Below are 20,622 nucleotides of genomic sequence, written 5' to 3'. Positions count from 1 at the left end.
TGCCGAGCCCGTGGTGTCCGCGCGGTGCTAGAGGATCCGGTTGTAGGTGTTCCAGCCGCTGCTGCCGATGCGCGTGCGGGCGGCGAAGGGCGCGGTGGCCTTCCCCGTCCCCTTGTAGAACCACAGCCCGCCGGTGGAGTCGGATCCCACCAGGTCGGCCTTGCCGTCGCTGTTGAGGTCACCGACCACGGAGATCTGCTTGTAGGTGTTCCAGCCGGTGCCGATGCGCGTACGGGCGGCGAAGGGCGCGGTCGCGCTCCCCGTCCCCTTGTAGAGCCACAGCACGCCGGACTTGTCGCGCGCGACAAGATCGGCCTTGCCGTCACCGGTGAGGTCGGCGGACCCGGCCAACTGGCTGTAGGTGTTCCAGCCTGTGCCGATGCGCGTACGCGCGGCGAAGGGCGCGGTCGCGCTCCCCGTCCCCTTGTAGAGCCACAGCACGCCGGACTTGTCGCGCGCGACGAGATCGGCCTTGCCGTCACGGTTGAGGTCGCCGCCACCGGTGAAGGTGGTGTAGATGTTCCAGCCCGTACCGGCCTTGGTGCGGGCGGCGAAAGGACCGTTGCCGTCGAACTGGCGCTTGTAGTACCAGAGGTTGCCGGCGGAGTCGCGGGCCACCAGGTCGCCGCGGCCCTGAAGGGTGGCGGCCGGGGGCTTCGCAGCCCCGAACTGGAGATCCTCGGTGACGGGGGAGAGTTTGGTCAGCGCGTTGTAGGTCTGCCAGCCCGTTGCGATCTGACTGCGCGAGTAGAAGGGCTTCGGGACGTTCCCGGTACCGAGGTACTCGAACAGCCGACCGGAACCATCGCGCGCGACAAGTCGGTGGCGGAGGTTGAGAGGGCCGCCCTTGAGGGTGAAGCCGGCGTGGGAGTAGACCTTCGGGTCGAGGGTCACGCCGTCGTACCCACCGGTGTAGATGTCGTACATCGTGTGCGATTCCAGACGCCAGGTTTCCAGGCCGGCCGGCGCCGTCAGCGTGTACTCGATGGTCTGTTCACCGGGGGTCAGATCACAGTTGAGGTTGGTCGTGCCGTCGACGATCTTGGACCAATGGACGGTGCAGGCGGCTCCGGCGCTGGTCTTGACGTTGTCGATCCGGATGTCGGCGCGCCGCCAGCGGGGTTGGCCTTGGGCGGTGCGGAAGTACGTCGTCAGCTCGCCCGGATCGACCACGTGCAGGCGCAGCGTGTGTCGGACCGATCCGCCTGACGGCAGATCGGGGGTGTCGAAGGCGACGGTGTTCTGCGCGGCGTGCGCGGGGGTCAGGAAGGTCGCCTTGGCCGTCCCGTACGTGTCGCCGGCCGGGAGGGAACCGGCGCTCTGCGCGGTCCGGATGCCGGCGGCCAGGTCACCACCGGTGGGGACGTACGCGTATCCGAAGTAGGCGGCCGTCATGTCGGCCGTGGTGCCGGCTGTCGTGAAGGCCGGCCCCGTCGCGCGGCCGTCGACGGGACAGGTGAGGACCGCTGTGTAGCCGGGGACGGGTTTGCACCCGTCGTAGATCGGTGTGAAGCCTGCCGGCAGCCCGGCTCCGTCACCCGCCTGCCCGGTCAACGGCTTGGTCGCGAAGGCGAAGACGACGTCGCCCTTGGCGTATGCCGTCGTGTCGTACACGTGGGCGATCCAGGTTCCGCCCACCGGCAGCACCTGGTCGGAGGTCGCGAACTTCGACGGTGGGGCGGCGCCGGCCGGCGAAGAGATGCCTATGAGCCCGGCGGTGAGAATCGTCGTCGCGCCGCCGATGGCTGCGGCGCGGAGAAAGCGTCTGCGCAAAAGGGTCTCCGTTGCGATGAGGCAGGTGCTGCGGCTCTGCCCGGCAGGTCCGCCCTGGATGGCGGGACCGGACCCGGCGAGGCGTACGTGTGGTGATGCACAGGTCGTGACGGGCCGGCTGTGACGCACCTGGTCAGGCCGTCAGAGTAGAAGATCGGGCAATCAGGTGGAACGGCTGGGTGGCACGGGATCCTCTTCCTCGTGAACAGCAGCCTCTGCCATTCGATCCGCGTGCCTGAGAGCCACGGAGAAGTCGCAGGGAGCCGTGGTCCTGATCCGCGCATGGGGCAGGGCCCCTTGGCGCTTCGGGAGGTCTTGAGTCCCACCGGGCGCCAGGAGGCCCTGCGTGTCGCAGTGTGGCTTGGCCCGGGAGACGGGCCGGAGTTCAGGCAGCGGGGTCGCGGCGGCGGCGGGCGACGGAGGCCGTGATCGCGGCGCCGGCGCCGACGAGGACGGCGGCCAGACCGACGAGGAGGCTTCCGTTGTCGGAACCGGTCGCCGCCAGCTCGTCGGTGCCGGGGGCGTTGGCGGCGTTGGCGGCCGGGGTGTTACCCGCCGGGGACGGTACGGGCGCCGCGGAGGCCGATGCGGTGGGTGACGGGGTCGGGGTGCTGACGGCCGCCTGCTTCGGGTCGTAGTGGAGGGTGCCCTCCATGTCCACGATGGGCGTCCTGTTGCCCTCGGCCAGGTTGGTCAGGATCTGCACGCCGAAGTCGCGGGCCTTGCCCGTGCCCGGGGTGGACGGGACGGTGAACCGCAGGTCGTAGCGGTACTTCTGGCCGTGGGAGAAGCCCTTGGGGATCTCGGGAAGGGTCCACTCCCGGCTTCCGGCGACCTGGGCCTTCACCCAGTGCCCGTTGCTGAGGACGTCCACGCCGAGGCCGGGTACCGGGTCGGCCACCGAGAGCAGCGTCCGCAACGGGACGTCGAACTTCCCCCCGGCGCCGTTGTCGACCTCGTACCAGGTCCGGCCGGGCTTTCCGGGCGCGACGGTGGCCTTGCCGCCGAACACGCCGGTGACCTTGCCGTCGGCCTGCGCGGGCGGCACGTCGAATTCCACGGACTCGGAGCCCCTGCCGGTGTCGAAGGCGAGCGTGATGCCGTCGTCGTTGAGCGGGTAGTCCTTGCCGAAGCCGAAGGTGATCTTCCAGCTGATGCTGCCCTTCGCCGGCACGGAGAAGTCGTCGCCGGCCTTGCCGCCGTGCGGGAAGAACCCGATCAACGCCGACTGGTCCTCCTGGCCCACCTTCACGTCCGTGGCGGGCGCGGTGACCGGAGCCGCCTCGAAGAGGATCTGACTCCCGAGGATGGGGCTCGGCCCGCTGGGGATGCCGAACACCAGGCCGGTGTAGTCCTGCGCGGCGTCGGACGGGTTGGTGACGGTCAGGGTGAGCGTCTGGACGTTCTGGCCACGGACGACGTCGTTGTGGCTGACGTCGCTGAGCGCCAGCTTCAGCGTGCTGTCGATGGGCGTCGCCTGTGCGGCGACCGGCGCGAGCAGGGTGAAGGCGACAGCGGCGGTGGCGGTGGCGGTGGCGGTGGCCAAAGTGACACGTCGCACGGACATGGTGATTCCCCCCCGGGAACGGTGAACTGATGAAAACGCGCTGCCTGCCCAAGAGCCCCGTTGCCGAGCTCGGCGAGCGGCGATGGACAAATGTTCGCAGTTGAACCATCACCGGAGTGTGGTCACAGTGTCACCACTGTGCAACTGTTCAACTGGAGTTCACTCAAGGGCTGTTGACGCCCCGCGGTGCCCGTCCGGCTCTCCGGGTCGCCTTGACCGCGGACGCAGTCGCACGGCGTCCTCAGCGGGCGTCCGGGGCGTCGGGGTTCGGTACGGCCGTAGGCTCGAAGAGCTCGATGGAGGCGCCTTCGATCGCGAGCGCCGTGAAGCCGACGTCGGTACCCGAGGTGTGGTCCTCCCCCTGCTCCCATCGAACTCCCTGGCCGGCAGCGATGCGTACGCGGTTCCCATCGGGGCCGGCGATCCAGCCCTCGCCCGCGATGACGAGGAACATCTGGGGCACGGGCGCCGGGTGCGTGCCGATGACGCCGCCTGGCTCAACGCTCAGGCAGGTGAGGTGCAACGGTCCTTCGCCGGTGGCGAGGCGCGTCGCGTGGAGCCCCGTGCTGCCGTGCCCGGTGACAGCCCATTCGCCGCGCTCGAAACGGAAGACCTTCATGCCGCCCCTCGTCCTGGACCCTTCGACGGTTCGCGCCCGGCGGGCCCCTCCGGCACGTCGGCCCCGCGTCGTACGGCCCGAACCTGGGGGCACGGGTCACGGTGGCCGCGCAACCTTACTCCCGCCTCACGGGTCTCCACGCTGTACGTGACGGGGGCCGGAGCACCGCGCCGAGGGCGGCGCCGCCGGCTGTGGCCGTCGTCCAGATCACGAGCATGCCGAGGAGGAACTCCGGTCGGAGCACGTCACGGACCGCGGACTGCCAGTTCGGCGGGACGGCGTCGCCGGTGCTCAGGTACCCGGCCTGCTGGTTCGCCCAGAACACCGCTTCGGGAACGCCGACGGCGAGCACCGCCACCAGGGCGGCGAACCCGGCCAGGGCTCCGGCGCGCAGCCCTGAGCCGAACGAGCGGGTGCGCCAGGCGGTGGTGAGCGCGACGGCGAGCAGCAGGACGCTCGGGACGGCCGCCCAGAAGTCGAGGACACCCGCCCGGTCGTGTGCGAGCGACCAGCGCGACGCGGCGTACGAACCGCCCGCCACGACGAGGGCCACCCCGCCGGCCCGCGCCCATGCGCCGTGCGGCCGTCCGGAGCGCAGCGCCGTCCACACCCCGCCGAGGGCGAACCTGCGGCGCTCGGCGGGCGGTTCGACGGCGGCGAGTTCGGACCGCAGCGCCGCGCCCCACGCGGCCCGGTGCTCGGGGAGGTCGGCGGTGGCCAGGTCGAGCAGGAGCTGCCAGACGTCGCGTGCCGCGTGCCGGCGATCCGTGGTCCCGGCGCGGGCCCCGAGCGCCGCTCCGAGGACGGGCCACGGCAGGGCCCAGATCAGCGCGGCGAGGAAGACCTCGAACGGCGCCAGCAGGTCACCGTCGGCGAGGTTCGCGACGACGGGGAACCCGCCGGGCTCCGCCATGTACGCGGCGCGCAGCGGGAGATGGGCGGACGCGGTCCCGGCGGCGACCGCGACGAGGACGAGCAGCCCGGCGACGGTGCCGGCCCCGAACCCGCGGGCACGGGTCACGGCGGCCGCGGCGAGGCAGGCGAGCGCGGCGCACCCGACCGCCGCGAGGAGTCCGAGCACCATGGTCAGCAGGACCACGTCGAAGCCCCAGCCCGGGCCCTTGGTGACCGCGGTGAGGTACGCGCGCTCCAGGCCGGCGGTGAGCGCCGCGGCGGCGGCGGCGACGGCGATCAGCCCCGGCAGGACAGGGCGCCCGGTGCCACCCCGCCACGCGACCCGGATCCGGGCGGTGGGCTTGCCGCCCGCGCCCAGCCGGCCCGCGAGCACCACCAGCGCGAGCAGGGGTGCGGGAACGAGCACCACCACGAAGAGGAGGAATCCGAGCATCAGGGCCTCCGGAGGCAGAGCGGGCCGGGGACGGAGCGGGCCGGGGTCAGGCGGTCCCGGGCGCGAGGCGGCCCCCGCCCGGAGCGGGCGCGGCGGCGCCGGCACGCCCCGGCGCGGTGACGGTGCGCGCGAGCTCGGCGCCCGCGGCGGTGAGCCGGTACAGGTGCCGGGCCGGCCGCCCGCGGGGCGGGTCGGTCTCCCAGGACGTCTCCACGTGCCCGCGCTCGGCGAGGCGGATGAGGATCGGGTAGACCGTGCCCGCCTTCAGGCCGAGGGCGCGGCACAGGTCGTAGCCGTACGACCAGCCCGCACCTGCCTCGGCAAGGGCGACGAGCACGGCCGCGGTCTGCGGTGAGGGATGTCGCGCGCGCACCATGGCGCCAATATCTACCTAGATAGAGTTATGACGCAAGACCCGCGCCCCAACGCTCTTCGGCGACCTGTCCGGCAGTCCTCGGACACGGGGTGTCCCCTCAGGTCGCAATGCCGACCGCCGGCGACGCACCGGCCACGGTCATCGGCTACTCGGCCGCCGTACGGGGTGTGGTGGGACGCGCTGCAGGGTCTCACCGAGAACGCGTACAACCCTTGCGCCCCGCGAGAGGTCTCCTGTTCGCCGACCGGCGCGTGCACCGGGTACCTGGTCCCGGTGAACGCGGCGTTCCGGCATCGCAGAACCGGCAAGGGCCCGCGCGGCGGGTCCTGCCCCAGCACCTCCCGGAGCCCGACTTGCACCAGCGCACCCTGCTGGCGACCGCCGCCCTCGCCGGCAGCCTGCTCGCCACTCTGCCCGCCACCCCGGCCGGCGCCGCCCCCTCGGGGCTGTCCGGCGACTTCAACGGCGACGGATACCGGGACCTCGCCATCGGCGCGTGGGGCGCCGACGTCGGATCGGTGCACAGCGCCGGCGCCGTGGTCGTCCTGTACGGCTCGTCCTCCGGGGTCTCGGCGGCCAGGAAGACCGTCATCACGCAGAATTCGGCCGGTGTCCCGGGCGCGGCCGAGACCGGCGACCGTTTCGGCGCCAGTCTGGCCACCGCCGACCTGAACGGCGACCGGTACGCGGACCTGGTGGTCGGCTCGCCCTACGAGGGCATCGGCGACCACGTGGGGGTCGGCTCCGTCACCGTCCTCTGGGGCGGCGCCTCGGGCCTGTCCGGCGGCGCCGTCCTGCCGCAGCCGCCCGAGACCCTGCTGGACGATTGGGTCGGCTACTCCTTCGACGTCGCCACCGGCGACTTCGACGGGGACGGCAAGACGGACGTGACCGCCACCGGTCCGAGCCACACCCACCTCTACCGGGGACCGTTCACCCGCACGGGCTCCCCGTCGGGCCACGGCATCGTCTGGGAGGCGGGCGGAACGAGCGGTGTCGCGGCGGGCGACCTGGACGGCGACCGCCTTGCCGAGCGCGTCTACCCGGCCATCACCGACAGCGACCCCGGCGGACTGATCCGGTACATCCGGCACGACCCCGGCAACAAGGCCCACCCCGTGTCGGACTACGTCGCCGTCGAACTGCCGCGGGCCGACGGCCAGGTCGCCGCGATCGCCGACGTCAACGGGGACCACTTCGGGGACCTGATCCTGGGCGACCCGGAGGATCCCCGCGCCGGCAAGCGGGGCGGCCACAAGGGCGGTCAGATCACCGTCTGGTACGGCGGCCCGAAGGGCCCCGACCCCGCGCGGACACCGACCGTGATCCACCAGGACACCGCGGGCGTCCCCGGCACGGGTGAGGCCGGCGACCGGTTCGGTTCGGCGATCGACGCCGGCGACGTCAACGGCGACGGCTACGCCGACGTGGCCGTGGGCACCCCGAGCAAGGACCTCGGCAAGGCGAAGGAGGCCGGTGCCGTGACCATCCTGTTCGGCTCGGCCTCCGGGCTGAGCGGCAAGGGTGCCGCGGCCTATTCCCAGGACACCGCCGGGGTCCCCGGCACCTCCGAGTGGTCCGACTCCTTCGGCCTGACCGTCCGGCTGGTCGATCTCACCAAGGACGGCAAGGCAGAGCTGATCACGGGTGTCGGCTACGAGAACGGATACGGCGCCGTGACCATCCTGCGCGGCACCGCCTCCGGTCTGACGGCCACGAACGCGAAGTCCTTCACCGCCCGCGACGTCTCCCTCAAGGGGGACGCCAACTTCGGCTGGGCGTTCGGCCGCTGACACCGACGGCGCGACCCCGGGTGACGCTCGGCGCGTCCACCCGGGGTCGTGTCGTCGCGGCCCGACGGCGTCAGGTCAGACGACGCGCTTGCGGCCCCAGAGGAAGACGAAGGCCGTGATGGCGGCGGCCAGGGCGAACAGGATCGAGGCGCCGAGCCACTGCATGCCGCTCATCTGGGACATGGGGATGTAGTCCAGCGCCCAGCCCACGACGCCCTTCTGCTTCAGGCAGGCGTCGACCGCCTGTTCCGACCCCGCGTCCGTGCAGGTGCTCCAGCCGAGGGTCTGCCCGGACGAGGTGATGAACGACTGGTCGACCTCGTAGGCGGCGGTGGGGAGACGGGGGCTGCTGCCGGAGGTCACCCCCGAGTCGGTGGTGAGCCTGATGACGTTGCCGAGGTCGAGCCGGCTGTACGCCCAGACCACCTGGACGGCGGCCGCGAAGAAGAAGGTCACGACCATCGCGAGCAGGGTGCGGCGCAGGAGCATGCCGATCGCGATGCCGCCCACGACGGTGAAGAGCGTGAGCGCGACGGGCACGGGCCCGGTGTTGTCGAACGCCTGGCCGGAGGTCCAGTCCATGACCGTGTTCTCCTTGCTGACCGGTGCCCACCACCGGCCGAAGGTGAAGGAGAGGGCCACGGTGCTGACCACGACCACCAGCGCGCTGATGCCGAGCTTGGCGGCGAGCCAGCGGGCGGGGCCGGCGGCCTGGGAGGTGACGAGCTTGGCGGTGCCGCTCTCCAGGTCGCCGGCGAGCAGCGGGGCGCCGAGGAAGACACCGAGGAGTATGGGGACGAAGCCGAGGCCGAAGGCGGCCTTCAGGAGCGGGGCGCTGTGCGGGTTGATGTCCTCCGTCCACTTGTCGGAGCTCGCCTCGGGCCAGCCGTGGGCGGTGAGGTAGTCCAGCAGGCCGGCGCGCTGGTAGAGCATCCACCCCACGGACAGGGCCGTCGCGGCCAGGATGGTCCAGTAGGCGGCGCGGTGCTGGCGCCATATGAGCCAGGTCATGCCGCTGAGCCGGGGGCGGCGGACTCCGCTGTCGGCGACCGGGGCCGCGGACGGGGCGGACGGGTTCACGGTCAGGTTGCTCATGCCGCCGCCCCCCGCGGGCCGTTCGCGCCGTACGGCCGCCCCGGGACCTGGGCCACGGGACTGATCAGTGGTGGCGCTTCGGGGGAGCGCAGGTAGGCGAGCAGGAGTTCCTCCAGTTGCGGGGTGTGGGACTGCCACTGGCCGCTCACCGGGCCGTCGGGGCGGATCAGGGCGGTGGCCTGGCGCCCGCTGGTGCGGTACTCGACGACGGTGTGGCGGGCGAGGTCCGCGGGGACGCCCGGGCCCTCGTCGCCGGCCACGCCCTGCAGCAGCACGTGGGCGCTGCGGATCTCGTCCACGTCACCGGCGATGCGCAGACCGCCCGTGGAGATGACCAGGAGGAAGTCGCAGACGCTCTCCAGCTCGCTGAGCATGTGGGAGGACATCAGCACCGTGGTGCCGTGCTCGGCGGCCTCGGCCAGCAGGGTGCCCATGAGCTCGTGGCGCACCAGCGGGTCGAGGTCGGACATCGGCTCGTCGAGCAGCAGCAGGTCGGGCCGCTTGCCGAAGGCGAGGGCGAAGGCGACGCGGGTGCGCTGTCCGCCGGAGAGGGTGCCGACCTTCGCGTGCAGGGGCACGTTGCCCGCGCGGACGATCTGCTCGGCGGCCTTCTGGTCCCAGCCGGGGTTGAGCTCGCGGCCCATCCGCAGCGTCTCGGCCACGGTGAAGCGGCGGAACAGCGGCTTCTCCTGGGCGAGGAACGCCGTACGGCGTCCCGCCTCCGCGGACTGGGGCACCGCGCCGAACACCGTGAGGGTGCCCTCCGACGGCTCCAGCAGGTTGGCGGCGATCGACATCAGCGTCGTCTTGCCCGCGCCGTTGGGGCCCACCAGCCCGCAGATCCGGCCGGCCGGCAGGCGGAACGAGCAGTCCCGCAGGGCCCAGCCCCGGCGGTACTTCCGGCCGACCCCGTGGGCCTCCATCGCCGACTCCTCCGCCGGGCCCCCCATGTCCATGGCATCCATGGCCTCACGCACTGGTCATCCTCATTTCCCCGTCCTCCGGTGTTCCGTCGGCCGCCGTGGTCCCGGCGTACCGCTCCTCCAGGACCGCCGCGACCAGCGCGGTCACGTCCTCGCGCTCCAGGCCCGCCTCGTGGGCCCGGGTCATCCACGCCTCCAGCTCCCCGCGCAACGGGGAGTCGGCACCCGCCTGGGGGCGGGCCAGTGAGCGGCGGATGAAGGTGCCGAGGCCGGGCCTCGGCTCGACCAGCCCCTCGCGTTCCAGCTCGCGGTAGGCCTTGAGCGTGGTGTTCGGGTTGACGGCGCTGGTCTCCGCGACCTCCTTGGCGGTGGGCAGCCGGTCCCCCGGCATCAGGACACCCAGCCGCAGGGCCTGCTTGGTCTGCTGCACGATCTGCTGGTAGGCGGCGATCCCGCTCCGCCGGTCGATGCGGAAGTCCACGTGCTTCAACACCCTTTAGCTACTCGATTAGTGGAATGATGATGAGAGGGGGACGTGAGCGGTGTCAAACGAAGCGGCCTCCCCGGCACCCCTCGGGACAGAACCGTGACATTCGTGAGGGTGGGGAAGCGCGGGGCCGGCACAGCACGAAGGCCCCGGGCGGGCGGTCCGGGGCCTTCGTGCGGATGGGGGGAGGACGTCAAGGACCGGGCTGACGGGGCGCGTGCCCCGGTGTCATGACCGGGCCGCGGTCGCCGGGTCGGCCTTCCAGGCGCTGACGCCGAGCTTCCCCGTGGTGCCGAGGTCGAGTTCCGGGGTCACCGTCACCGCAGGGGCGCCGGGTGCCGCCCGCACCCTCGCGTAGGGCGCGTTGACGGACGTGCCGTCGGTGACGGTCTTGCGCCACATCAGGCCCGCGGTCGCGCTCTCGCCCGGCTCCAGGGTGACCGGGCGGGGCGGGTCGTCGAAGCCGGGCACGAGGGCGACGCCGCCGCTGCCCCGGAAGACCTCGACCTCCGTGACGGGCTCGCGCTGCTCGTCGAGGAGCTGGACCAGCGGATAGCCCTCGACGCGCCGGACGCGGGAGGAGCAGTTCTCCAGGCGGAGTCCCACCACACGCAGCCCCATGGCGGCGTCCCCGTCGTCGGCGGTGAGGCGGAGGCCGGAGGGCGGGCAGGCGCCTCCCGCGGCGGGCACCTCGTCCGCCGGGACGCTCCTGACCTTGACGATGCGCACCCGTTCCGCGGCGTACCGCGGCGCGAGGGATGCGCCCAGGTCGGCCTCACCCTTCACGGTGCGGCCGGGCGGGACCGCGGACACGGTGTGCGGCACGTTCGCCAGGGCCTCCCCGGCACCGGAGGTGAGTCCGAAGGTGACGGTGTAGGTGAGGGGTTCGTCGGCGTGGTTGGTGACGCGGAACGCGACGTGGAACGCGGCGGGGCCGGGGCAGTGGGCGGGCCGTGCGCTCACGGCGGTGATCTCGACGTCGCCGTCCCCCTCGGCACCGGCGGCACCGCCCGCGGGCGCCGGGGCGACCGGGACGGTCGAGGCGGCGCAGGAGGCACGGTCGTCCCGGTGCGCGGCGTCGCAGGCCGTGACCAGCAGCAGGGGACCGGCGAGCACGGCCGGGAGGAGGAGGGCGGGGGTGCGCATCCGGCGACCCCATCAGGACCCTGCCGCTCCCGGCCATGGCGCAGGCCACAATTCGCGTCACACGACCGTCACGAAGCGCGGTGCCCGGGCCGGGCTCAGCGGGAGGCGGCGCTGTCGATCCAGGCGACGACGGCGCTGACCGTGGCGTCGTCGAGCTGCCGGGCGAGGGTGTGCACCGCGTCGCTGTCCCCCGGGAGCGGGGGCACCCCGGCCGCGATGAGCGCGGCGTGGAGCTCGACCCAGCGCGCGTCGACGGCGGCCAGATGGGCCCCCACCGGGACGCCACCCAGTGACTGCTGCGGAGTATCGAGAAGGTTCATGGTGTTTCCTCTCGGATCTCGGACGGTGTCGACCGGACTCGCCGTGCAGGACAGCCCCGCTCCGCCCGCCGGTTGCGCCGTGCCCCCGACTTCACCCGTCCGGCCCTCACCGCGGCCGCCGGGACCTGTGCCATGGGGATGACATTTGACGGTCCGGCGACGCGGACGGCGGCGCACGGGGCATGGGCTACCTCAGTGCCCGCGCCCGCATCCCACGGAAGGCCTCGGATGATCGACAGGCGGACCTTCGGCACGATCGTCGGCACGGGAGCGGTCGCGGCCACACTGGCCGGGCTCGCCTCGGGGTGCGCGACGACCGGACCGGACGAGAACAAGCCGGCGCCGCCCAGGGCCCCCGGCAAGGAACGGCCCGGCGACGCCCCGGCGTTCGGCCCGCTGAAGCAGGTGGAGGCCGGGGTGCTGGACGTCGGCTACGCCGAGGCGGGACCGGCCGACGGTCCCGCCGTGATCCTGCTCCACGGCTGGCCGTACGACATCCACAGCTACGTCGCCGTCGCACCGCTGCTGGCGGCGAAGGGCTACCGGGTGGTCGTCCCCTACCTGCGCGGCCACGGGACGACCCGCTTCCTGTCCCGCTCGACCCCGCGCGACGCACAGCAGGCGGTGTTCGCCCTGGACATCGTGGCGCTCATGGACGCGCTGGGGATCAAGAAGGCGGTCCTCGCCGGCTTCGACTGGGGGTCGCGGACCGCGGACATCATCGCGGCGCTGTGGCCGGAGCGGGTCAAGGGGCTGGTCTCGGTGACCGGCTACCTGATCACCAACCGCGAGGCGAACAAGCAGCCGCTGCCGCCGAAGTCGGAATGGGCCTGGTGGTACCAGTACTACTTCGCCACGGAGCGGGGCCGTAAGGGGCTGGAGCGCTACCGGCACGACCTGGGCCGGCTCGTCTGGAAGTTCAACTCCCCGACCTGGGGCTTCGACGACGCCACGTTCGACCGCACCGCGGCGGCCTTCGACAACCCGGACTACGTCCCCATCGTCATCGGCAACTACCGCTGGCGGCTCGGCCTGACCGAGGGCGACCCGCGGTACGACGACATCGAGGCGCGGCTCGCCCGCGGGCCCGTCGTCACCGTGCCCACGATCACCCTCGACGGGGCGGTCGATCCGTTCACGCCGCCGGGTAACGGCTCGTCCTACCGGGCCAAGTTCACCGGGAAGTACGCGCACCGCACGCTGCAGGGCATCGGGCACAACGTGCCGCAGGAGGCACCCGCGGCCTTCGCCCAGGCCGTGGTGGACGTCGGGCGGCTCTGAGGGTCCAGGGGGCGGCGGGAAGCAGGCGGGGCGGCGCCCGTGGCCGGGCGCGGGGGGCCCGGCCACGCGGGGGACGTCAGTGGTCGTCGCCGCCGCGGCCGCGGCCCCGGCCGTGGCCCCCGCCGTGGTCGTCACCGGAGCGGTCGTCGTCCCGCACGCGGTCGCCGCCGTGGTCGTCTCCCGGGGGGTCGTCGCTGCCGGCGCGGTCGCCGCCGTGGTCGTCGTATCGGGGCCGCGTCGTCGCCGGTGCGGGCGAGGCGGTGCGGGATCCGTCATCGGAGCGTGTGCGGCCGCGGTGCCGGTCGTCCTCGGTGACCCGGCCCGTCCGCGCGTCCACGTGCAGCTCGTGCACGACCCCGGCCGTGTCCGTCACGTACACCTCCCAGTAGCCGCGGTGACGGTCGTCCGGCTCGATCTTCGTGACGGTGCCCGGCGTGTGCGCGACCGCGGCGGCCGCGGCCTGACTCGCCGTGATGCCCGGGGAGCCGTGGTCGTCGCCCGCGTCGCGCCCCGGGGTCGCCCCGGGCGTGGCGGTCGAGGAGACCGCGCCGCGCGCGTCGTCGCGCCCGCCGTCGTGGCCGCCCGTGGCGAACGCCGTGTAGCCCCCGGCGACGAGGACCGCGGCCGCGATGGCCGCGACGGTCGTGTTGCGCTTCATGAGGAGCCCTTCCGACCGGGCCGTACCCGGTCTGTGTCAGGTCTGTTCCGTGACCTCAATGTCGGCGGTACAGGCTGAAGGCAGCCTGAAACCACCTGAAGATCTCTTCAGGTTCGATTTGGGAGGCTGGACCCCATGCGTGTGCTCATCGTGGAGGACGAGAGACGGCTCGCGGTCTCGCTGGCCAGGGGGCTGACGGCCGAGGGCTTCTCCGTGGACGTGGTCCACGACGGGCTCGAGGGGCTGCACCGGGCGGGGGAGGGTGTCCACGACCTCGTCGTGCTCGACATCATGCTGCCCGGCATGAACGGCTACCGCGTCTGCGCCGCGCTGCGCGAGGCGGGCAACGAGGTCCCCATCCTGATGCTCACGGCCAAGGACGGCGAGTACGACGAGGCGGAGGGCCTCGACACCGGCGCCGACGACTACCTGACCAAGCCGTTCTCGTACGTCGTGCTGGTGGCCCGGGTCAAGGCGCTGCTGCGGCGCAGGGGTTCGGCGGGGGCCTCGCCCGTACTGCGGCTGGGCACCCTCGTGCTGGACACCGCCGCCCGCCGGGTCTTCCGCAACGACAGCGAAGTGACGCTGACCGCGAAGGAGTTCGCCGTGCTGGAGCAGCTCGCGGTGCGGGCCGGGCAGGTGGTCGGCAAGTCCCGCATCCTGGAGCACGTCTGGGACTTCGCGTACGACGGCGACCCCAACATCGTCGAGGTGTACATCAGCACCCTGCGCCGCAAGCTCGGCGCGGACCTCATCCAGACGGTGCGCGGCGCCGGTTACCGGCTGGCCTCGGCATGAGACGCCCCCGCCCCCTCGGCACCGTCCAGGCCAAGATGTCGCTCGGCGCCACGCTCGTGGTCGCGGTCGCCCTGGTGGCCGCCGGGGTGGCCGTGCTGCTCTCGCTGCGCGCCAACCTCACGGGCCAGGCGCAGAGCCAGGCCGACGACACGGCCCGCAGGATCGCCCTCGACGTCGCCAGCCGCGGGGAGGAGACGGACCGCTACGCCCGGCTCCGGCTCCCCGAGGACGCGCCGGTGCAGGTGACCGCCGAGGACGGGCGGCTGTTGGCGGTGAGCAGGGGCCTGGAGCGGATCAGCGGCACCGGGGTCGGCGCCGTCAGGGCCGTCCGCCGGCCCGCCGCCACACCCACACCTTCGCCCACCCCTTCCGCGGTGCCGAACCGCACCGCGGGGAGCGGCGACGACCACGGCGGCGGCGAGGACGACGGCGGCCACGGGCGCGGCCGGGGCCGGGGCGGCCGGGACGACGCGACGCGCGGCGGCGAGGACGGCGACCGGCACGGCGGCAGCGCCACACCCCCGCCCACCGCGGGCGACGACCCGGTGGTCGGCGACATCGGCCGGACGGTCGTGCACGGCGCGGGACGGGCCACGCTGGACGGCCGGACCGCGGACTACCGGTTCGCGACGATCAAGGCCACCGACCTCGCCGGGCAGACCGTCCTCATCCACGCGGGCACCTCGCTGGCGGCCCGCGAGAGCGCCGTGAACACCGCGGCGGCGGCCATGCTGGCGGGACTGCCCCTGCTGCTGCTGGTGGTCGGCGGCGCGACCTGGCGGGTCACCCGCCGCGCGCTCGCTCCGGTGGAGGGCATCCGGCGCGAGATGGCCGCGATCACGGCCTCCGAGGACCTCTCCCGGCGTGTGCCGGAGCCGGCCGCCCGCGACGAGGTGGCCCGGCTGGCGCGCACCACCAACGAGACCCTCACCGCGCTGGAGGCCGCGGTCGAGCGGCAGCGCCGCTTCGTCGCCGACGCCTCGCACGAACTGCGCAGCCCGATCGCCTCGTTGCGCACGCAGCTGGAGGTCGGCTCGGCCCATCCGCACCTGCTCGACGTGCCGGGCGCCGTCAAGGACACCGAGCGGCTGCAGCAACTGGCGGGGGACCTGCTGCTGCTCGCCCGGCTCGACGCGGGCGAACGGCCCGCGCGGCGGCGGGTCGACCTGGGCGAACTCGTCGGCGAGGAGGTCCGCAGGCGGCCCTCCGACCGGGTCCCGGTGACCGTCGACGTCGAAGCACGGCGGTACGTGGCGGGCTCACGCGGCCAGTTGGCCCGGGTCGTCGGCAACCTCGTGGACAACGCCCAGCGCCACGCGCGCGCCGAGGTGACGGTGACCGTACGCCTGCGGGACGGCCTGGCCGTCCTCGCGGTCGGCGACGACGGCGACGGCGTCCCGCCCGCCGAGCGGGAGCGGATCTTCGAGCGCTTCGTCCGGCTCGACGACGCCCGCAGCCGCGACGAGGGCGGTGCGGGTCTCGGCCTGGCCATCGCCCGCGACGTCGCCCACCGACACGACGGCGCGCTCGCCGTCGGCACCGCCCCGGCGGGCGGGGCCCTCTTCGAACTCCGCCTGCCGGCAGCGGCCGCCGCGGACTGACGGACCGGCTCCGGCCCGGCCCGTGCCCCTTCGTCACCACCACCGTCACCGCCGTAGTCCCCGGCTACGACACCGGCAACGACACCCGCACCGTGTCCACGGCTTCGGGAAGGGCGGGGCTTGCGCCGGGCAAGGGGTCAGGGGACGACGCCGAGCTGGCGCAGCATGCCGAGTTCGTCGCTGCTCCCCCAGCGCTCGACCATCTTCCCGTCCTCGAACCGGCTGATCTGCATGCCCCGGTAGCTGACGGTCCGCCCCGTGGGGGCGTGGCCCATCAGCTCGCCGAGGTGCGTGCCGGTGATGGTGTACGCGAAGGCGATCTCGTTGTCGGTGGCCATGACGTGCTCGACCTCGACGTGCAGATCGGGGAAGGCCCGCCGCATCGCGCCGAACATCTCCTCGTACCCCTCCGGCCCGGGGCCCTGCCCCGGAGCGGGGTCGTGGTCCACCGAGCCGGACGCGACGTACTCGCCGATCTCGCCGAGGTGGCCGCTGTTCACCGCCGTACCGAAGCCCTCCAGGACGGAGAGGTTGTCGCTGCGGGACATGCCGCGCTCCTTGCGGTCGCGATCTCGGGCGCCGGGGCGCCCCTTCCATCCACCGTAGGCGCGGCGCGGCGAAGCGGCCTGCCGGGGCTCAGCCGACGCATTCCTCCTTGTCGGCGCGCGACTGCGGGATGTCGTCCGGGAGCCGGTCCGGGTCGGCGAGCGGGGTCCCCGGGCCCTGGTAGTCGCCGCCGAGGGTGAGGGTCATGTTCGCGCCGGGTTCGGCGTCCGCCGTGCCGGGGCGGAGGGCGGTGGCGGGGAGTCCCAGCATCGCGGCCAGGGCCCGGGCCTGGTCGGCCTGGTCGGGCGCGTACTCCAGGGTCGTGCGGTCCTGCTTCCCGCCGGGGGCGTTGCCGCCGTTGGTGGAGTGGGTGACGCCCTTGGTGTTCTGCAGCCACTCCAAGGTCGTCTGCGCCGCGCCCTGGGGGCCGCCGCCGTTGTGGATGAGGACCCGGACCTGCGCCGGATCCGCCTTGGCACCGCGGAGCTTGGAGTCGGCGGTCGCCGGCTTCTTCTTCGCCTTGGTCAGTGAGACGTCGCTCTTGATCGCCTTGAAGAGCGCGGGCGCCTTCGTCTCGTCGACGACGACCGTCGCGTGCTTCTCCCCCTCGGCCGGGTTGTCGACGACCGGGAGCGTCGTGAAGGTGATGTGCGCGGGGTCGACCCGGCTCAGGTCCTTGGCGAGGTCGGTGAGCTTGGCGACGCCACCTATACCGGTGTCCACGGTGAGCGACTTGGTGGCCGCGTTCGCCAGCTTGAAGAGCTTCGTGGGGTCGGTGAGGGTGTCACCGGACTTCATCTGGCGGATCATCGAGCCGAGGAACTGCTTCTGCAGGTCGATCCGGTCCAGGTCACTGCCGTTCTTCAGCGAGTGGCGGGTCCGGACGAAGGCCAGCGCCTGCTCGCCCTGGACCTTGTTCGGTCCGGCGGGCAGGTCCAGATGGGAGCCCTCGCCCTCGGGGGTCGTGTCCTTGATGGGGTGGGTGAGACAGACCGGCACCCCGCCGACCGCCGTGGAAAGGGTCTTCACGGCCTCGAAGTTGACCAGCACGAAGTGGTCGATCGGCAGGCCGGTGATCTTCGTGACGGTCCGCATGGTGCAGCCCGGGTCGCGGCCCTCCTGGCCGAGGCTCTCGTTGAAGCGCGGGCCGAACCGCCCCTGCGGGGTCGCGGGGATCGTCTTGGTGGAGCCGTCCTTCTGCTTGGTCGGGCAGTCCGGGATACCGGTGACCATGTCGCGCGGGATGCTCATCGCGGTCGCGTTCGACCGGTCCTTCGCCACGTGGAAGAGGATCGTGGTGTCCGCGTGGCCGACGCTGCCGGCGTCCCCGTACTTCCCGCCCAGGCCTTTGCGGCTGTCGCTGCCGATGACCAGGATGTTCACCGCGTCCTTGCTGGTCGCTTGCTTGCTGCCCGCCGTGCCGACGTCCACGGTGGCGATGTTCCCGTCGAGATGCCGGTACAGGAAGTAGGCCCCCGCGCTGCCCGCGAGCAGTACGAAACCGAGCGTGCCCGCGGTCCACATCAGGACCTTCCGCTTCGTGGACCGCTTGGCCTTGCGGGACGTCGGGGGGCCGCCGCGGCGGCGGCCGCCCGGCTCGGGTATGGGCCGCTGCTCCTCGCGGCGTGCCCGCCGCCCGCCCTGCCGGGGCACCGTGGGCGCCGGTGGGGCGTCGGAGTCCAGCCGCAGCCGGTAGGAACCGGTCTCCGGGTCGAGGACCCACTGGTCCGCGGGGTCGATGTCGCTGCCGTCGTGCCTGTCCACGGTCGTACGGGGCCTCCGTCCACACCCCGGCCGGCCCGGGGCATCCGTTCAGACATACGAATGCCGCACATGGTTGCCCCCGGGGCGGTCAACTCCCTCTGCGGGGCAGGGGGACCAAGGGACGTCCGTGGTGGTTGAACCGGTGCGGCCGCCGGGCCGTGCCGGTGACGGCGGTCCCGACACCCGCGCCCGGCCCGCCGTGCCGTCACCGGGGGGTCGCTCTTCACGCGCTCTCACCGGCCGGGCACGACGCAGGACGGACCGGCGGTGGAGGGCGACCCGCCGGCCGACGGATCACCCGCGGGCGCGGGCGGCGCCCCCGGCGGCGGCACCCCCGCGCGCACCGGATGGCGGGAGCGACGTCCCGCGGCCGCCCGGGCGCTGCGCGGGGGGGACGACGGGCCCCCATCCCCGAGATGATCGACTGGGACCGGGTGGGCGACGGCTCGGTCTGGCGGATGGACACCTTCCGCGACCGCTTCCTCAGCGCGTACGGCTCCCGGCCCTCCCCCTGACCGCCCTCCCGTACGCACCCGGCGCCGTCCACAGCCTGTGGACGGCGCCGGCGCGTGCTCAGCCCCGCCGGGACCGCTCGGCGAGCCAGTCCAGCGCGGCGGCGGCGGAGCCGAGGACCGAGATGTGCCCCTCGCCGGGCCGCAGCCACACCTCCGCGTCCGGGCACCGCCGGGACAGCCACACGCCGTGCGCGGCGGGCACGATGCGGTCCGCCCCGCCGTGCAGGACCAGGACGGGCGCGGCGACGCCGGCCGGGTCGAAGCCCCACGGCGCCACATAGGCGAGGTCGTCGTCGACCATGCCGCCCTGGTCGCTCTCGATCCCCTTGCCCGCGACGTCGCCCAGCCACCCCCACGCACCCGCCAGCGCGGCGTGGTCCCCGGGGGTGAAGAGCTCGGGGTCGAAGTCACCGGAGGCCAGCTGCGCCTCGAGCGCCGCCCGCCCCCGGACCGCCGCGCCGAGTTCCGCCGCGCCGGACGGCCCCATCCCGGCGAACCAGTCGAGCCCCTCCGCACCGAACGGCGCCAGGCCGGACCCGCTGACCACCGCCAGGACGCGGTCCGGCAGCAGGGCCGCGCAGGCCAGCGCGTGCGGGCCGCCGCCGGAGTGGCCCATCACCGCGAAGCGGCCGATGCCCAGGGCGTCGGCGACGGCCGCCGCGTCACCCGCGGCCGAGGCGACGTCCCGGCCCGGACGGGGCGTCGAACCGCCGTATCCCGGGCGGTCGTAGCCCACCCACCGGATGCCGTGCCCGGCGGCCGCCGCGAAGAGCGGCTCGGGGGGCGTGCCGATGTTGGGCGTGCCGTGATGCCACAGGACGGCCAGCCCCGCGCCGTCCTTTCCGCCTCCCGGCCCGCCCGGCCCGGTGTCGTACACGTGCAGCGTCCGCCCGTCGGCGAGTGCGATATCCGTCTCCGTCACCATCCGGCCGAGTCTAGGGGCGGGCACCGACACAGCCCCGGGACGGGCGGGCCAACGCCCTTCGCGGGAGCGGAAATCCACTGCCCCGGCGCACGGCCCGCTGCTACCGTCCCCCGGTGTTCTCCCTCCTCGAACCCGCCCTGTTCACCCGGCTGCGCGACGCGCGGCGGGTCCTCGTCGCCGGCGCCGGCGGCGGCTTCGACGTCTACGCCGGGCTGCCGATCGCGCTCGCGCTGCGCGCGGCGGGCAAGGAGGTCCACCTGGCCAACCTCTCCTTCGCGGACCTGTACGGCCTGGACCTCGACGTGTGGCTGGACCACGACGTCGCCGCCGTGCGCCCCTCGACGGCCGCGCGCGGCGACTACTTCCCCGAACGGACCCTCGCCCGCTGGCTGGAGTCGCAGGGCCTGCCCTCGACCGTGTACGCGCTGTGCCGCGCGGGCGTCGAACCGCTGCGGGCCGCGTACCGGGCGCTGATCGGCCACCTCGGCGGGGTCGACGCGGTCGTGCTGGTGGACGGCGGCACCGACATCCTCATGCGCGGCGACGAGAGCGGACTCGGCACGCCGGAGGAGGACATGGCCAGCCTCGCCGCGGTGGGCGGGCTCACCGGCGTCCCGCAGCGGCTGGTGGCCTGCCTCGGCTTCGGCGTCGACGCGTACCACGGGGTGAACCACTCCCTGGTGCTGGAGAACCTTGCGGCCCTGGAGCGGGACGGGGCGTACCTCGGCGCGTTCTCACTGCCCCGCGACAGCCGTGAGGGGCGGCTCTACCTCGCGGCCGTCGCGCACGCCCAGGAGGCGACCCCGGACCACCCGAGCATCGTCCACGGTTCGGTCGCGGCCGCGGTGCGCGGCGACTTCGGGAACGTACGGTTCACCGAGCGCACCCGGCACAGCGAACTGTTCGTCAACCCGCTGATGGCGGTGTACTTCTGCGTGGACGCGGTGGGCCTGGCCGCCCGCAACCTCTACCTCGACCGGCTGGAGGGGACGCAGCTCACCCGGCAGATCAGCTCGGTCATCGAGGAGTTCCGCGACGAACTGCCGCGCCAACGGCCGCCGCGGACCTTCCCGCACTGACCGTCCCC

Annotated in this window: 19 protein-coding genes; 5 read left to right on the top strand and 14 right to left on the bottom strand. The window is 73.5% G+C overall.

The genetic code is table 11. From position 1 onward, the window contains the following. Window positions 1-27: 27 nt before the first annotated feature. The 5 genes from ACFV3E_RS04345 to ACFV3E_RS04325 all read right to left on the bottom strand — a co-directional run bounded on the left by ACFV3E_RS04345 (window position 28) and on the right by ACFV3E_RS04325 (window position 5,683). Entirely contained in the window at window positions 28-1,773 is a 1,746-nt protein-coding gene (locus tag ACFV3E_RS04345; RefSeq protein WP_500533314.1) for an FG-GAP repeat domain-containing protein, read from the bottom strand. A gap of 385 nt (window positions 1,774-2,158) precedes the next feature. Next, complete coding sequence (locus ACFV3E_RS04340; RefSeq protein ID WP_500533313.1) at window positions 2,159-3,340, bottom strand: hypothetical protein; 1,182 nt, start codon at window positions 3,338-3,340, stop codon at window positions 2,159-2,161. Between the two features lie 241 nt (window positions 3,341-3,581). Continuing rightward, a complete protein-coding gene (locus tag ACFV3E_RS04335) occupies window positions 3,582-3,959 on the bottom strand; it encodes a cupin domain-containing protein (RefSeq protein WP_500533312.1) in 378 nt (125 codons plus the stop codon). A gap of 115 nt (window positions 3,960-4,074) precedes the next feature. Further along, window positions 4,075-5,307: a hypothetical protein gene (locus tag ACFV3E_RS04330; protein WP_500533311.1), complete on the bottom strand. Its 1,233-nt coding sequence runs from the start codon at window positions 5,305-5,307 to the stop codon at window positions 4,075-4,077. Between the two features lie 46 nt (window positions 5,308-5,353). Beyond that, window positions 5,354-5,683 (bottom strand): PadR family transcriptional regulator, encoded by a 330-nt coding sequence (locus ACFV3E_RS04325; RefSeq protein ID WP_500533310.1) that lies wholly within the window; start codon window positions 5,681-5,683, stop codon window positions 5,354-5,356. A gap of 353 nt (window positions 5,684-6,036) precedes the next feature. Here ACFV3E_RS04325 and ACFV3E_RS04320 point away from each other — a divergent pair, with 353 nt between their 5' ends. After that, window positions 6,037-7,476, top strand: a complete 1,440-nt coding sequence (locus tag ACFV3E_RS04320; RefSeq protein WP_500533308.1) for an FG-GAP-like repeat-containing protein — start codon at window positions 6,037-6,039, stop codon at window positions 7,474-7,476. 75 nt (window positions 7,477-7,551) lie between these two features. On the opposite strand, the gene ACFV3E_RS04315 is transcribed toward ACFV3E_RS04320, so the two are convergent. The 5 genes from ACFV3E_RS04315 to ACFV3E_RS04295 all read right to left on the bottom strand — a co-directional run bounded on the left by ACFV3E_RS04315 (window position 7,552) and on the right by ACFV3E_RS04295 (window position 11,447). Next, window positions 7,552-8,571, bottom strand: coding sequence for an ABC-2 membrane transporter-related protein (locus ACFV3E_RS04315; RefSeq protein WP_500533307.1), 1,020 nt, complete (start codon window positions 8,569-8,571; stop codon window positions 7,552-7,554). After that, a complete protein-coding gene (locus ACFV3E_RS04310) occupies window positions 8,568-9,527 on the bottom strand; it encodes an ABC transporter ATP-binding protein (protein WP_500533306.1) in 960 nt (319 codons plus the stop codon). The genes ACFV3E_RS04315 and ACFV3E_RS04310 overlap by 4 nt, the downstream gene beginning before the upstream one ends. 13 nt (window positions 9,528-9,540) lie before the next feature. Further along, entirely contained in the window at window positions 9,541-9,975 is a 435-nt protein-coding gene (locus ACFV3E_RS04305; RefSeq protein ID WP_500368227.1) for a GntR family transcriptional regulator, read from the bottom strand. Window positions 9,976-10,209: 234 nt separating this feature from the next. Further along, a complete protein-coding gene (locus tag ACFV3E_RS04300; RefSeq protein WP_500533304.1) occupies window positions 10,210-11,127 on the bottom strand; it encodes a DUF4232 domain-containing protein in 918 nt (305 codons plus the stop codon). Between the two features lie 95 nt (window positions 11,128-11,222). After that, on the bottom strand, window positions 11,223-11,447 hold the full coding sequence (locus ACFV3E_RS04295) for a hypothetical protein (RefSeq protein WP_499512723.1): 225 nt from the start codon (window positions 11,445-11,447) through the stop codon (window positions 11,223-11,225). 228 nt (window positions 11,448-11,675) lie between these two features. Here ACFV3E_RS04295 and ACFV3E_RS04290 point away from each other — a divergent pair, with 228 nt between their 5' ends. Then, complete coding sequence (locus ACFV3E_RS04290; protein ID WP_500368223.1) at window positions 11,676-12,728, top strand: alpha/beta fold hydrolase; 1,053 nt, start codon at window positions 11,676-11,678, stop codon at window positions 12,726-12,728. Between the two features lie 76 nt (window positions 12,729-12,804). Here ACFV3E_RS04290 and ACFV3E_RS04285 read toward each other — a convergent pair whose 3' ends face one another. Then, window positions 12,805-13,386, bottom strand: coding sequence for a PepSY domain-containing protein (locus ACFV3E_RS04285; RefSeq protein WP_500533302.1), 582 nt, complete (start codon window positions 13,384-13,386; stop codon window positions 12,805-12,807). Window positions 13,387-13,521: 135 nt separating this feature from the next. Between ACFV3E_RS04285 and ACFV3E_RS04280 the strand changes: the two genes are divergently transcribed. Next, window positions 13,522-14,184, top strand: a complete 663-nt coding sequence (locus tag ACFV3E_RS04280) for a response regulator transcription factor (protein WP_500533300.1) — start codon at window positions 13,522-13,524, stop codon at window positions 14,182-14,184. Continuing rightward, on the top strand, window positions 14,181-15,785 hold the full coding sequence (locus tag ACFV3E_RS04275) for a sensor histidine kinase (RefSeq protein ID WP_500533298.1): 1,605 nt from the start codon (window positions 14,181-14,183) through the stop codon (window positions 15,783-15,785). The genes ACFV3E_RS04280 and ACFV3E_RS04275 overlap by 4 nt, the downstream gene beginning before the upstream one ends. A 137-nt stretch (window positions 15,786-15,922) precedes the next feature. Here ACFV3E_RS04275 and ACFV3E_RS04270 read toward each other — a convergent pair whose 3' ends face one another. The 3 genes from ACFV3E_RS04270 to ACFV3E_RS04260 form a co-directional block, all read right to left on the bottom strand. Further along, a complete protein-coding gene (locus ACFV3E_RS04270) occupies window positions 15,923-16,333 on the bottom strand; it encodes an ester cyclase (protein ID WP_500533296.1) in 411 nt (136 codons plus the stop codon). Between the two features lie 88 nt (window positions 16,334-16,421). After that, on the bottom strand, window positions 16,422-18,095 hold the full coding sequence (locus tag ACFV3E_RS04265) for an LCP family protein (RefSeq protein WP_500533294.1): 1,674 nt from the start codon (window positions 18,093-18,095) through the stop codon (window positions 16,422-16,424). A gap of 573 nt (window positions 18,096-18,668) precedes the next feature. Further along, window positions 18,669-19,535, bottom strand: coding sequence for an alpha/beta fold hydrolase (locus tag ACFV3E_RS04260; protein WP_500533292.1), 867 nt, complete (start codon window positions 19,533-19,535; stop codon window positions 18,669-18,671). 113 nt (window positions 19,536-19,648) lie between these two features. Here ACFV3E_RS04260 and ACFV3E_RS04255 point away from each other — a divergent pair, with 113 nt between their 5' ends. Beyond that, on the top strand, window positions 19,649-20,614 hold the full coding sequence (locus tag ACFV3E_RS04255) for a DUF1152 domain-containing protein (protein WP_500533291.1): 966 nt from the start codon (window positions 19,649-19,651) through the stop codon (window positions 20,612-20,614). Window positions 20,615-20,622: the final 8 nt, after the last annotated feature.

It is taken from the genome of Streptomyces sp. NPDC059718 (genome assembly GCF_042733315.1).
In the GTDB taxonomy this organism is placed as follows: Bacteria; Actinomycetota; Actinomycetes; order Streptomycetales; family Streptomycetaceae; genus Actinacidiphila.
Note: the sequence above shows the minus strand (reverse complement) of the source record. Positions and strands in the feature narration are given on the sequence as shown.

What these genes read in the sequence shown, in the direction of transcription:
- ACFV3E_RS04315 (WP_500533307.1), bottom strand. Translation starts at nt 8,571, where the DNA reads ATGAGCAACCTGACCGTGAACCCGTCCGCCCCGTCCGCGGCCCCGGTC.
- ACFV3E_RS04275 (WP_500533298.1), top strand. Translation starts at nt 14,181, where the DNA reads ATGAGACGCCCCCGCCCCCTCGGCACCGTCCAGGCCAAGATGTCGCTC.
- ACFV3E_RS04260 (WP_500533292.1), bottom strand. Translation starts at nt 19,535, where the DNA reads ATGGTGACGGAGACGGATATCGCACTCGCCGACGGGCGGACGCTGCAC.
- ACFV3E_RS04300 (WP_500533304.1), bottom strand. Translation starts at nt 11,127, where the DNA reads ATGCGCACCCCCGCCCTCCTCCTCCCGGCCGTGCTCGCCGGTCCCCTG.
- ACFV3E_RS04290 (WP_500368223.1), top strand. Translation starts at nt 11,676, where the DNA reads ATGATCGACAGGCGGACCTTCGGCACGATCGTCGGCACGGGAGCGGTC.
- ACFV3E_RS04335 (WP_500533312.1), bottom strand. Translation starts at nt 3,959, where the DNA reads ATGAAGGTCTTCCGTTTCGAGCGCGGCGAATGGGCTGTCACCGGGCAC.
- ACFV3E_RS04285 (WP_500533302.1), bottom strand. Translation starts at nt 13,386, where the DNA reads ATGAAGCGCAACACGACCGTCGCGGCCATCGCGGCCGCGGTCCTCGTC.
- ACFV3E_RS04330 (WP_500533311.1), bottom strand. Translation starts at nt 5,307, where the DNA reads ATGCTCGGATTCCTCCTCTTCGTGGTGGTGCTCGTTCCCGCACCCCTG.
- ACFV3E_RS04325 (WP_500533310.1), bottom strand. Translation starts at nt 5,683, where the DNA reads ATGGTGCGCGCGCGACATCCCTCACCGCAGACCGCGGCCGTGCTCGTC.
- ACFV3E_RS04340 (WP_500533313.1), bottom strand. Translation starts at nt 3,340, where the DNA reads ATGTCCGTGCGACGTGTCACTTTGGCCACCGCCACCGCCACCGCCACC.
- ACFV3E_RS04270 (WP_500533296.1), bottom strand. Translation starts at nt 16,333, where the DNA reads ATGTCCCGCAGCGACAACCTCTCCGTCCTGGAGGGCTTCGGTACGGCG.
- ACFV3E_RS04310 (WP_500533306.1), bottom strand. Translation starts at nt 9,527, where the DNA reads ATGGACATGGGGGGCCCGGCGGAGGAGTCGGCGATGGAGGCCCACGGG.
- ACFV3E_RS04295 (WP_499512723.1), bottom strand. Translation starts at nt 11,447, where the DNA reads ATGAACCTTCTCGATACTCCGCAGCAGTCACTGGGTGGCGTCCCGGTG.
- ACFV3E_RS04280 (WP_500533300.1), top strand. Translation starts at nt 13,522, where the DNA reads ATGCGTGTGCTCATCGTGGAGGACGAGAGACGGCTCGCGGTCTCGCTG.